Here is a 13,105-nt window from a genome sequence, read left to right as displayed (position 1 = left end):
GGCGTCCAGGTTGGTCGCAGGACTGTTTTTGGAGTATAGGTGTGCGTTCTTCTAATAAGAACGCACATAAAAGCCGGTCTAACATGCAAAAAAACATCACATCGTTAAGCGCCCTGAACTGGGACGACCTGAAGTTTTTTCTTGAGGTGGCCCGCACTCGCAAAGCCAGCAGCGCAGCCAAACGGCTGGCGGTTGACTACACCACCGTGTCGCGGCGGATCAGCTCGCTGGAAGCTGCCCTGGGGACTTTGCTGTTTGAAAAGTCGCGCACCAATGGCTTTACCCTGACCAACGAAGGCCAGCGCTTGCTGGGATATGCCGAGTCGATAGAAAGCACGCTGCACATGGCCTGCGAGCAGGTATCAGGGTCTGGCGTGGCGCTGTCGGGGCATGTGCGCATGGGCTGCACTGAGGGTTTTGGCAGTTTTTTCATCACTCCCCAGCTCAGCCATTTTGTGGATACCTACCCGGCGATCTCGGTGGATATCCTGCCGTTGCCACACTTCATCAGTTTGTCCAAGCGCGAGGCCGATATTGTTATCGCGCTGGAGCGCCCGGAACACGGGCCCTATGTGTGCTGCAAGCTGTGCGACTACCGCTTGCAGCTGTATGCGACCCAGGAGTATCTGGACCAGCACCCGCCAATCCGCCGGATGACTGATTTGTCGGAGCATACGTTTATCAGTTACGTGGACGATCTGGCGTTCAGCTCGGAGCTGCTTTACCTGGCCAATGTATTGCCGGGCGCCAGCGCCAACTTGCGCAGCACCAGCGTGATTGCGCAATTCGTGGCCGCGCAGCAAGGCCGTTCGCTGGCGATTCTGCCGTGCTTTCTGGCGGCTCAGGACCCGCGTTTGCTGCCGGTGCTGCCTGACGAGGTCAACCTCACGCGACAGTTCTGGATGTACTGCCGTGAAGATCTGAGGAAGTTGAAACGCATCACCTTGCTATGGGATTACATCCGCGAAGTGACGGAACTGAATGCGCCGCTGCTGCTGGGCGAGACGCGCGGGATGAAATTTGTGGACTGACCCCACCTCCTGTGGGAGTGGGCTTGCTCGCGATTCAGACACCGCGGTCTGCCTGAATGATCGCGGTGATGCTATCGCGAGCAAGCCCGCTCCCACAAAGAGGGGTCAGTACGAATCTCTAGTCGGCAATCACCACAATCGACACGCGGCGGTTTTCCGTACGCCCGGCGCGGGTGTTGTTCGACGCCACCGGCTCGCGGCTGCCCAACCCACGGATCTGGATATTCTCGGGGCGCATGCCAACCTTGAGCAGAGCCTTGACCACGCTGTTGGCGCGGCGAACGGACAGTTGTTCGTTGTAGGACTCCTTGCCTGAGGAGTCAGTGTGGCCGTCGACCCGCACGCGCTGGATGTCTGCACCGAGCAAAGCGGTGCCGATGCGCTCCACGATTTCCTGGCTTTGCCCGTTGAGCACTTCAAGGTCGCTGCCAAACAACACTTTGCCCGACAAGCCAAATGCCCAGCCCTCTTCAGTCAGTTCAAAGCCCTGCTCTTTCAGAACGGCAACTTGGGCAGGCGTCAGCCCTTTTGGCGCAGCCGTCTGGCAACCGGTCAGCGACAGCGTGGCCAGCAACAAGGCAACGCTAAAAAATGTCAGGTAACGATGAATCAAAACACGCATGTGGGGGTTAGCTCCTGGTAATGACGGTGTTTGCGGGGCACTCCAGCTCCGCAAGGTGTTGCCCCCCTCGGGAGAGGCGCTTTGCCTGGTACATCGCCGCATCCGCTGCGCTGAGCAGATCCTCGGCGGTTGCACCATGCTCGGGGTAGACGGCGATGCCGATACTGAGTGAGGACACGATGCTGATTTGGCCCGGCACTTTAATCGGCTCAAGCATGCTGGCAATCACCTTGTCCGCAATGCGCTGGGCGTCTTCGATCTTGTGCAGCGGGGTCAGCAATATTGCAAATTCGTCGCCACCCAGACGCGCCACAACATCGCCTTCACGCAACTGGGCGCGAATGCGCGTAGCGATAGCCACCAACACCGCATCACCTGTGGCATGGCCATAGGAATCGTTGATGTCTTTGAAATGATCGCTATCGAGGAACAGCACGGCGGCCTTCCCTCGGGCGTTGTTCAGCGAGCGCAGGGTGCGCGTCAGTCGCGTTTCAAAGTAGGCGCGGTTGGGCAGGTTGGTCAGCGAGTCGTGACTGGCCTGATGCGCCAGGGTCTGGTTTTCGTTCTGCAGATGGCTCTGCCAGGACTCAAGCTCATCGAGCAGTGCATTGAAGTCGTTGCCCAGGCTGTCCAGTTCAGCAATATGCGCAGGCGGCACGCGCCGATCGAACGCACGCTCGCGGCGAGCGGCGTGGGCCACTTCTGCCAGTTGTTGCAAGGGACCTGTGATGCCATCCAGGAGTCGACGCGACAGATACAACGCACTCCAGGCACTGAGCGCCGTGCACAAGCACACCCAACAGCCCGCTCAGTAAAAAGCGCAGCAAATTGGCACCATGCCCCCGGACTGTCACCAAGCCGATTTCCTGGCCCTGATGCAAAATCGGCACGCTGATCGGTTGCTCAAGCAATCCATCGGCCAACAGCATTTCGACCTTCGACAGCAGGCCGTTTTCAGGGCGTTGCCAGTGCGCAAGCAGTTCGCCATCGTCTGTGTAGATCCGAGCCTCGGCGACTGCTTCAGTGGACGCAATCATGGCCAGCGCTTCGGTTGCCGCCGCGCGGTCATCAAACACCACGGCGGCTTCAGAGGTGTAGTTGATGGCGCGGGCAATCAGGTGCAGGTTGTGATCGGCGTAAACCTTGAGCGCAAGCACCCCCAGCAGGGTCATGGAAGCGCTGGCCAGTGTGACGGCCACCAAGGCCACGCCCAGGTGGCCACGGCGCAAGACCGAGCGCAAGCGCAGAGGTTTTTTACGGGGCTTGAACGCACTCATGGCTCTGCCGCCCGGCGGCGTGACAGCTGCAACACACTGGGATGAATACGTACGCCGCTGCGGGCCACGGAGTCGAGATTGACCTCAAACGACACTTGCTTATCGCGTACGTGCAAGCAAAAAAGGCTGCCAACGGTGCATTGATCACTGTCTTCGCTGATGCTCAGAACGGCTTTGGTATTCAGCCGGGTGAATAGACCACTGCGTTCCTCAACGCTGAGCTTGCCCAGATAGACAGCGTTACAGTCGCTCGCAATGCCCGGGTCACTGGCCAGCACGCGGTGCACCTGCACCGGTCTGCCACTGGATTGCGTCGCGCCCTTGAGCAGGTCATCGGTGTATTCGGTGGGGCCGATGATGCATAGCTGCAATTGCGCCGGCTCGGAGGGCCAGCGTGCATAGCTCAGGATGCCAAGGACCACTTGAGTCACAGCCTTGGCACGCTGATCAGCCAGGTTGATTGGCGCTTCAGCTTGAGCCAGGCAAGGAACGCTCAGCAGTAACAAGCAAAATGCAAGCAGCCGAAGCCGCCATCCAAAGTACTGTTCTGTCGATGAGACAGCCACGTCCATGCAGGATTTCTCTGTAATCTTTGTAAGAGTAATGTCGTAACGATAGCACAGCCGGCAAAACGACCGTGATACAGGTCACATTTGTTGCAATTGGGAACTCCATTTCCCTGTGGAAGCAGGCTTACCCCAGCCCCAGCATCAACCCGCTCAGGCGTTTTACCTTGCGCTGCACGGCCTCTTCAAAGACGCCGGTACGCGGCTCGACCAGGCTGAACCAGTTTTTGGCCCGGGTGATGCCGGTGTAGATCAGCTCCTTGGTCAACACCGGATTGAGCGCCTCGGGGAGCACCAACGCGGTGTGGGAGAACTCCGAGCCTTGGGATTTGTGTACGGTCATGGCATAGACCGTTTCAACGTCATTGAGCCGACTGGGCAGGACAAACCGAATACCGCCCTGCCCGTCGTTACGGGCGAATGCCACACGCAGCACATGACGCTGGGTCAGCCCATCACGCTCGGGGAGCCTGAGGGCGATACCGATATCGCCGTTCATCAGGCCCAGGCCGTAATCGTTGCGGGTCATCAAGACCGGGCGGCCTTCGTACCAATGCTGGTCACTGTCGATCAGCTTGCGGGCAAACAGGGCGCGGGTGATGCGCTCATTCAGGCCTTCGACACCCCAGGGGCCCTTGCGCACGGCGCAGAGAACTTGAAAGGCCTCGAACGCTTGCAGCACGTTACCCGCCCATGCCGCCCAACAAGGGGCTTCCAGACCGGTCTCGCCAGTAGGGCGCTGCTCGCGCAACACCTCAAGGTAATGCCGATAGCCTTTGGCCTCAGCGCCGCGTCCTTCCAGTGCCAGACGCTCAAAACCACGATCCTGCTCGCCCTTGAGGGGCAATGCAAAGAGGTCGGCGTGGGTGCCTGCCGCCAGCAGGGCCCGTGCTTCGCGGGACAGTTGCTGGTTGACCAGGCGCGACAGCTGGCCGATACCGCTGCCTTCGCCAAAACGGCGCGAGTGACGCAGCATGACCACTTGCTGGGCCAGTGGATGCGTACCCTCCAGATCTTGTTGCAAGTCACTGGCGCTCAGGTTTTCGCCGCTGACCTGCTCAAGCCAGGCACGGGTCTGCGGGGTGTACCAACCCGCTTCGGCATCGCGGCACAAATCACCCAGCACCGCGCCGGCTTCAACCGACGCCAATTGGTCCTTGTCGCCCAACAGCACCAGCCGCGCATGGGCGGGCAGTGCATCGAGCAAGTTGGCCATCATTTCCAGGTCGATCATGGACGCTTCGTCGACCACCAGTACGTCTAGTGGCAGGCGATTGCCCGCGTGATGACGGAAGTGACGCGTGCCGGGGCGACTGCCGAGCAGACGGTGAACCGTGGTCACGTCACTGGGGATTTTTTGCCGAACCTTGTCGTCCACTTCCAGGGATTTGACTTGAAGGCTGATGGACTCGGTCAGGCGCGCGGCGGCTTTACCGGTCGGTGCGGCCAGGCGAATGCGCAAGGGCGCCCCCGCTTCGACGGCAGGGGCTTGAAGCAAGGCCAACAGACGCACCACGGTGGTGGTTTTGCCGGTGCCTGGCCCCCCGGTAACAATGCTGAATGCACCGCGAGTGGCCAGGGCGCAGGCCAGCTTTTGCCAGTCAATCAGCGCATGCTGTGCCGGGCTGCCGAACAAGCCGTTCAGCCGTGCAGGCAAATCATCGGGCGTTGCTTCAACCTGCGACAGACGTTGGCGCAAAGCGCTATCGATTCGTCGCTCATAAGCCCAGTAGCGGCGTAAATACAGACGGCGCTCACTCAGCACCAATGGCCGGCTGGCCGCATCCGCCGATGGCTGGCCCGCGTGCTCAACCAACGGGCTGGCTTGCAGGGCCTTGCACCACGCGTCGCCCTCCAGCGCCTCAAGCAACTGCGAGGGCAGCAGCATGGCGCCGGTTTGCACATCGCCCTCGGGTGGCAAGGACAGTGCAAAGTCGGGTTCCTTGAGGGTCTCGAACAAATCAAGACACACATGACCGTGGCCCAACTGATGACTGGTCAACGCGGCCGCCAGCAACACCAAAGGATCGCCTTGCGGATCGCGCTCATGCAGGAACGCGACGAACGCTTTGTCCAGCGCACGCAGCCAGCCTCGCTCGACCCAGCGTTCCAGCAACAGCAGCAGATCGTCGGCACGGCCCAAGGGTTGCAGCAGGGCAAGGCTTTCGGCCGTCAACGGCGTGGGCAACAGTTCGGCAAACGAACGACTCATAACAACACTCCCTGTTCCCAGGCCGGCTCAGCTGTTTTCGGTAAAGGTTTGCCCTGGAACATCAGGTCCAGGCTTTCGATCAAGATTCTGGGGGGCCGGGTGAAATACACGCCCTGCCCTTGAGAGCGGGTGCCACGCAAAAACAGATACAGCGCGCCCCCCATGTGCTGGTCGTAGTCATAGTCGGGCAATCGCGCCTTGAGCTGACGGTGCAAGGCCAGCAAGTACAAGACGTATTGCAGGTCATAGCGGTGATCCAGAATCGAGGCGGTCATCGCTTGCTCGGTGTAGGCCGAATCGTCGGCTCCCAGCCAGTTGGATTTGTAGTCCGCCACGTAATAACGGCCCTGGTGCTCGAAAGTCAGGTCGATGAAGCCCTTGAACATGCCGTTGAGCAGGCTCGGCTCGACTCCCGCACGCGGCGCGCCGCCGTGGGTGTGCTGACGTACCAGTGTGTCCAGTTGCACAACATCGACTTTGTGGCTGGCAAACCAGAACTCCATTTCGATCTGGTACTGGCTCAGCTCACTCAGTACGACCGCTGGCTGGCCATTATTCAGACGCAACGGTTCGTCCTGCAGATGCTGCAGCCAGTCGCTCAAGGTCTCGATCCAGCCTTGCCAGCCACGCCGGTTGCAGCGCCGTGCCACGGCGTCGCTGATCGCTTCAGGGGTTGCCTTGAAACCTTCGCTGCCTGCCCACTCAAGCAGGCCGTGGAGAAAAGTCCCCGGATTTGGCCCACGTGGGAAGCGGTGTATATCACCGCCACTGAGTAACACTTCACGCGGCGCATCAGGATCGAGTCGCTCGTCATCAGAGAGCTTTTGCGCCAGTGCGCTTTCGGGCGCCTCGGCAGGGCTGAGGCTGTCACCGATGCGCAATGCGCTGTAGGACGCGATCCACCAGTTTTCCGCAGCACGGCGGCTAGGGATCAGCGGCTCAAGCAGGGTGGCTTCGTTAAGCGGTGGATAAAAATGCGCCTCGCCAGCGGGCGGTACCGGTTCGCACTGAATCGCGGCACAGTCTTGCCGGGCATCTGCCAGCCAGCTCTGCAACCCGACCGACTCGGCCAGCACGGCTCCGCCGCCCAGCAAATAACCCAAGGCACAAAGGTGCAGGATCGACCGATTGCTATTGCCGCGCTTGAGGTCGGCAACGCCCAGCCAGCAAGCATGCTGGGCGCGGGTCAGGGCCACATAAAGCAGGCGCAAGTCTTCGGCCAGACGCTCGTCATCCGCTTGGGCGATCAACTCTGGCGTCGGGGTCAAGCTCACGTGGGCATTGCCGGCGGCGTCGTGGTAATGCAGCGGTAAACGGCTGCCATCCACGGGTTTTGTTGAGCAGATGAACGGCAAGAATACCAATGGGTATTCCAGCCCCTTGGACTTGTGGATGGTCACGACTTTGACCAGTTGCTCGTCACTTTCAAGGCGCAGGATCTGCTCTTCACCCGCCTGCCCGGACAATGCCAGATGCTCGGCCAGATGGCGGATCAACGCCTGTTCGCCATCCAGTTCAGCAGCCGCCTGTTGCAGCAGTTCGGACAGGTGCAGCACGTTGGTCAGCACACGCTCGCCATCTGGACGGGCAATCAGGGCCTGGGGCAACTCGAAGTCATGCAGCAAGCGGCGCAACATGGCGAGCACCCCTTGCTTGCGCCAGGTTTCGCGATAACCACGGAACTGCATCACGCGCTTTTCCCAGGCCAACTCGTCCTGGTTCAGGCGTTCCAGTTCAATCAGCGGCAGGTCCAGGGTGATGCAGGCCAGCGCAGCACGCAGCGGACGCTCTACGTCCGGTTCGGCGCAGGCCTTGAGCCAGGCCAGAACATCGTGTGCTTCCTGCGCCGCGTAGACTGAATCCTTATCCGACAAGTAAACGCTGCGTACACCACGATTCGACAATTCTCGCCGAACCGCCTGAGCTTCCTTACCGTCACGTACCAGGATTGCGATGTCAGCAGGCAACACGCCGCGCATGAATTCGCCGTCTATGGCGAAACCACAGCGACCTTGCTGACCGCCATTGAGCAATTCGACAATCTGGCTGGCACAGGCCGCGGCCAGGTTCTGACGATAGACGGCGCCCGACACGGGCTGCTCGGAGGCCAATTGCCAGAGCGTCAGCGCACTGACAGGCTGACCATCGAACTGCAGGATTTCTTTACGCCCTTGGGATTTGACTGACACAAAGGGCACAGGATTCTCAGCCCCTTCACGGAACAAAAAAGCGCCTCGCCCGGTGTCACGCTGCTCCGCCCGCTCAAAGACATGGTTGACCGCCTTGACCATCGCGTGGCTGGACCGGAAGTTGGTGTCCAGAGTATGTAAACGCCCACTGGTGGCGTGACGTGCGCGCAAGTAGGTGTAAATATCGGCCCCGCGAAAGGCATAGATCGCCTGCTTGGGGTCGCCAATCAGGAACAGTCCGGTGTCGGGGCTGTTGTCTTCGATCCGGTAAATGGTCTCGAAGATGCGGTACTGAACGGGATCGGTGTCCTGAAACTCGTCGATCAGGGCCACCGGGAACTGTTCGCGAATCAGGGTGGCCAGGCGCTCGCCGCCTTCGGCCTGCAATGCCGCGCCGAGGCGCAGCAGCATGTCGTCAAAGCCCATCTCGGCGCGACGGCGTTTTTCCTCTTCAAAGCGCACGCTGACCCAGTTCGCCGCATGTTGCAGAACTGCGGCGTCGGGCGTTGGCAAGGCATCGAGCGCAGCTTTGAGGCCCTGCATGGCGTCGAGCCCCGGATGCTGCGGGGGCGCGCCCTTCCAGGCTTCGGCCATGCCATCGGGGGTCAGACGCGTGAAGCCGGTCCCGAGGTCGAGCTGCTCCTGAGCTTCGTCAGCAGCCCAGGCGCTGAGCTTTTCAAACCAGGGCTCGAAATAGCGGGCTTGCATTTTGCGACCGTCGACGGCTTTGCTCGCCACGGCTTGCAGGCAGATATCCCGTAGTTCTTGAGCCCACTGCAGCCACGGCGTTTTAAGCCCAGACAAGGCCTGGCGGCGCTCTTGCAGACAGGCTTCGATCATTTGCGCCGGCGTTTGCTCCGGGTTGGCTGGCTGGCGTGAGCTGCCAAACAGTGCCCGCACACGCGGCAACAAGGCGGCGGGGCCGCTCCAGTGGGCGCGCACCCAACTCAGCGCATCGCCCTGCATGGGGTAGCAAAACAGCCGCCAGTAATCGCGCAGCACTTCTCCCAGCAAGTCGCTGTGGTCGGTTTCCAAGGTCTGGGTGAACAGGCTGCCGCTGTCGAAAGCATGCTCGCGCAACATGCGCTGGCACCAACTGTGGATGGTCGACACAGCAGCCTCGTCCATCCATTGGGCGGCGATGTCGAGACGTCCCGCGCAAGCGGCCCACTGCTCGCCAGCAAACTGTTCACGCAGTTGCTCGACCAGGGCATCCGGGGCTTCGATCTCGCCACGGAAGAACCGGGCAGCCTCTGCCAGACGGGTGCGGATACGATCGCGCAGCTCTTTGGTGGCCGCGTCGGTGAAGGTCACGACGAGAATCTGCGGCGGTAACAGTTCACGCCCAAAGCCAGACTCTTCACCGCCATGACCCAGAATCAGTCGCAGGTAGAGCGCCGAGATGGTGAAGGTTTTGCCGGTACCGGCGCTGGCCTCGATCAGTTGGCTGCCACGTAGGGGGAAGGCCAAGGCCAGCGGTAATGTTTGCTCGCTCATTAGCGGGATGCCTCGCTGTTCAATGAGCGCCAAGGCGCATCAAAAAGGGGTCGATAGAGGGCATCGCACCACTCTTCGAATTCTTCAGCCGCCATCAGGGCAGTGTAATCAGGAAACTGTCGGGCCAGAGCAGCGCTTTCGCGGCGTTCGCCGTCGCTGGTTTGGCCATCACCTTCGTAGGCTTTCTGCGCGGCCGCATCGGCCTTTGCCGGGTCTGTTTGTGCCAGCCAGGCAAAGGCGGTTTTCACGGCAATGGGCAGCGGATGACTCATGCCGACTTTCCAGGCCACCAGCAGGTTGCCCAGAATATCGCGGGCCTGTTTGGCATCCAGAGGGTCGAGCAGCAAAGTGTCATCGCTGGCCACCAGCGCGGTAGACATCTCCAGGCCACTGGCACACGCCGCCAGATGATTGACCCACGGCCGGGTCAATCGGTGCCATTTGCGGGTTTTAATTGCGCCAATACTGTTAGGAATGGTGGTGATGGACAGTAGGCCTTTATCACTGCGCTGATGCAGATTGCTGAGCCAGCCTTCCAGGATCAGCCCCTGGTCCTCAAAACTGACGGGCAGCGCGCTGGCAAGCGGCGTGGGCCAAAGGGCCAGCAGTTGCTGATAGCGTTGCAATACATCCGGTAATGGTTCGATCAGCTCCTGTTGCAGGCATTCGCCAAACCCGGCCATGGGCAGCAGGCCGCTACCTTGCAAACGCAGGGCGCGGTTGTGCAACGCGTTTTCAAGCTGGTCGGGCTGTGCCAGTGCCGCTTCAAGCAAACTGTCGCTCAAGGTGTAGCGTTGCAGTGCATCGAGCACGAACGGCTCTTCATCGGCCAAAGGCACTTCGGCGGCTTCGAAGAATACTTTCAAGCGCTGACTAAAGAAGTGACGCACAGGGTTACGCAAGAAATCCTGTAACTGCGTCAGATTTAGTGGTTCTTCCTGCTCGTGTGCTCCTAACGCACCGGGCTGAACCGGTTGCGGTTGTGGCGCATGTAATCGCTGCCATTCGCGGGCATAACTGAACAGGTTGGGGTTGCCCTCGTGAAAGTAACGGGTGCTGAAGGGTTGCAGCGGATGCTCTTGGGTCATGGCCTCGAGCAGGTCACCGCCCCCTTGCAGATGCCAGCCATTGGCAAGGTGATCACGCAGTTGGCCAATCAGGACACAGGCGGGGCGCTCGCTGTTGTCGCGAATACTGCGCCCTACCCAGCTGATATAGAGCTGGTCGCGGGCAGAAAGCAGCGCTTCGAGTAGCAGATAGCGGTCATCCTCACGGCGGGAACGGTCTCCCGGGCGATAGTCACTGCCCATCAAATCGAAATCCAGCGGCGGTTGTGCCCGCGGGTAGTCGCCGTCATTCATGCCCAGCAGACACACCAGCTTGAAGGGGATCGCACGCATCGGCATCAGGGTGCAGAAATTGACCGCACCGGCAAGAAAGCGCTGTGACAGTTTTCCTTGGTCAAGCCCGGTGAGCCAGGCTTCGCGTACTACGGTCAGCGGTAACTCATCTTGCAAGCCAACCAGCTCACAGGTTTCGAGCCAGGTTTCGCGCAATTCTTCAAGCTGGGCCAGCAGGTAGTCGTCATGCTCGGTTTCTGCCTGGAAAAACAGCTGCACCAGCGCTTGCAGTCGCTCGCCCCATTGCTGTGGCAGCGCCGGTTTCGAGAGTTCTTGATGGGCGATTTCAAGCGCATCGAGCAGGGCCACAAGCGGGCCGATGAGTACGGCGTCAAGGCCGCCAATTTCATCGTAAGGCTCGATGCCATCGCACGCTTCGCCACTGCCCACCGCATAGCCAAGCAGCATGCGACGCAGGCCAAAGCGCCAACTGTTTTGCTCCAGTTGCGGGGGCAAGCCCAGGCCAGCGCGTTGTTCGGCGTTCAACCCCCAGCGAATGCCCGCACCTTCGATCCAGCGATGCAGGGTTGGCAGGTCGCGTTCCTGGACGTTGAAGCGAGCGCGCAGCGAAGGGACGTCGAGCAAGTCGAGGATTTCACTGACGGGGAAGCGGCTGTCAGGCAACTTGAGCAGATGCTCGAGGGCGATCAGTAACGGATCGCGGCCCCGCTGCCCCTGGTCGGCCAAGGTGTAAGGAATAAAGCGGCGATCATCCCGTTCAATCTGACCGAATACGGCGCGGATGTGAGGTGCGTAGCTGTCGACATCCGGCACCATCACAATCACATCACGGGGTTGCAACTGAGGGTTTTCGCTAAATCGTGCAAGTAGCTGGTCGTGGAGAATCTCGACTTCTCGCTGAGCACTGTGGGCAATATGAAAACGGATTGAATGATCCGCTTCCAGGTCGATAGCGGGCCACAATTCGCGGGTTTCGTTCAGGGGGCGCAGTTCAAGAATGTCATCCTGCAACTGGTTGAGCAGGTTGAGCGGTTCTACTTCGCTGAACAGATCAATACGGCCATCACGAAAAGCCGCACGGTAGCTGTTGGGATCGTCGTAGCTGTCGAGCAGGTTGATGTAGTCGCGACCTTGTTTACCCCAGGCGGCCAGTAGTGGATGGGCATGTTGATGCAAGGTGTCGAGATCAAGTGCTGTAGGCATTCCGCTTTTGCGGGCCTGGCGTTTGTACTGATGGCGTAGCAGATCCTTGTCGGCAACGATGTCAGACCAATGGTGGCGACAGGGGTTATGCACGCACAGCAATACCTGGCTGAAACGAGCAAGCCCAGCCAGGGCTTCGAGCGCTTGGGCAGGCAATGATGAGATACCGAAGACGATGACTCGGGCAGGCAAGCCGGACGGCGCTTGCTCAAGGCTGCTGATCTTGTCCATGAAGCGCTGGTGAACACCGGCCCGGCTCTGGGACATGCCTTCCTCGCCCACATCGAGCAGTAGCGCACGCCACAGCTCGGCTTGCCAGCAGTTGGCCGGGCTCAGGGCCGGGCTTTCACCTCGGGCGTTGCGCAGTTGATGACGGCCAGCGGCCCAATCTTCGAGCCAGTCGGCACGATAGACCTGATATTGGTCGAACAGGTCAGCGAGTCGCTCTGACAATTGATAGCGTTTTCGCAAATCGGTGTCGTGAGTCAGGAAGCGCTGCAGCGGCTCGAAGTGTGGTTGATCAATGAGAGCAGGAAGCAGGCGCATCAGGCGCCAGGTCAGCGGGCCTTTGTCGAGCAGGGACTTGGCGGGGATTTCTTCGCTGCCTAATACAAGTCGATAGAGTTGCCACAAAAAACTGCCGGGCAACTGCACATCCACCGCTGCCGCAATTCCGCAGCCGCCGAGGTCATCGTCCTGAGCGTCTTCGGCCAGGGCCAGCTTCAGCCATTGGGCGATGCCGTTGCTCTGCACCAACGCGATTTCGTTTTCCAGAGGAGCCAGGGGGTAGCGACGCATCCAGCTGACCACCAGGCTACGTAACTCATCAAGGCGGTTACCGTGAACCACCATAAAACCCGCATTGAGGGACGTAGCAACCGGCATGACGGCATCCTTAGGGGAAGGCAAAATCCAAAGGCGAACCTTAACATTGCTCGGCAAGATTGGTGGAGCGCAAGCTCAAAGACAGGGCGTGGGGCTGGGCAGTATCGAGCGATTTATTGGAAGTGTGCTTACCGAAACTTTTCTCGGCCCAAAAACAAACCCCCTGTCTGCGTTAGCAGACAGGGGGTTTGGAATTTAATCTTGACGATGACCTACTCTCACATGGGGAAACCCCACACTACCATCGGCGATGCATCGTTTC

General features: G+C 60.0%; 6 protein-coding genes and 1 pseudogene. 1 reads left to right on the top strand and 6 read right to left on the bottom strand.

Annotated features, from left to right (window positions below; translation table 11 throughout):
• The first annotated feature begins 83 nt into the window (after positions 1–83).
• Complete coding sequence (locus AC19YQ_RS22385; RefSeq protein WP_219262359.1) at positions 84–1,031, top strand: LysR family transcriptional regulator; 948 nt, start codon at positions 84–86, stop codon at positions 1,029–1,031.
• Positions 1,032–1,149: 118 nt separating this feature from the next.
• Here AC19YQ_RS22385 and yfiB read toward each other — a convergent pair whose 3' ends face one another.
• The 6 genes and pseudogenes from yfiB to recC form a co-directional block, all read right to left on the bottom strand.
• Positions 1,150–1,653, bottom strand: coding sequence for an outer membrane lipoprotein YfiB (yfiB, locus tag AC19YQ_RS22380; protein WP_338648839.1), 504 nt, complete (start codon positions 1,651–1,653; stop codon positions 1,150–1,152).
• A gap of 7 nt (positions 1,654–1,660) precedes the next feature.
• Positions 1,661–2,930: pseudogene (gene dgcN / locus AC19YQ_RS22375) on the bottom strand (diguanylate cyclase DgcN/YfiN).
• Positions 2,927–3,502, bottom strand: coding sequence for a regulatory sequestration protein YfiR (gene yfiR / locus AC19YQ_RS22370; protein ID WP_133078804.1), 576 nt, complete (start codon positions 3,500–3,502; stop codon positions 2,927–2,929). Before yfiR ends, dgcN begins: the two are co-directional and overlap by 4 nt.
• Before the next feature lie 121 nt (positions 3,503–3,623).
• Positions 3,624–5,708 (bottom strand): exodeoxyribonuclease V subunit alpha, encoded by a 2,085-nt coding sequence (gene recD / locus AC19YQ_RS22365; protein ID WP_219262357.1) that lies wholly within the window; start codon positions 5,706–5,708, stop codon positions 3,624–3,626.
• A complete protein-coding gene (gene recB / locus AC19YQ_RS22360) occupies positions 5,705–9,394 on the bottom strand; it encodes an exodeoxyribonuclease V subunit beta (protein ID WP_500595978.1) in 3,690 nt (1,229 codons plus the stop codon). The genes recD and recB overlap by 4 nt, the downstream gene beginning before the upstream one ends.
• Positions 9,394–12,843, bottom strand: coding sequence for an exodeoxyribonuclease V subunit gamma (gene recC / locus AC19YQ_RS22355; protein ID WP_500595977.1), 3,450 nt, complete (start codon positions 12,841–12,843; stop codon positions 9,394–9,396). Before recC ends, recB begins: the two co-directional genes overlap by 1 nt.
• Positions 12,844–13,105: the final 262 nt, after the last annotated feature.

Source organism: Pseudomonas sp. MF06569, from assembly GCF_059862735.1.
Note: the sequence above shows the minus strand (reverse complement) of the source record. Positions and strands in the feature narration are given on the sequence as shown.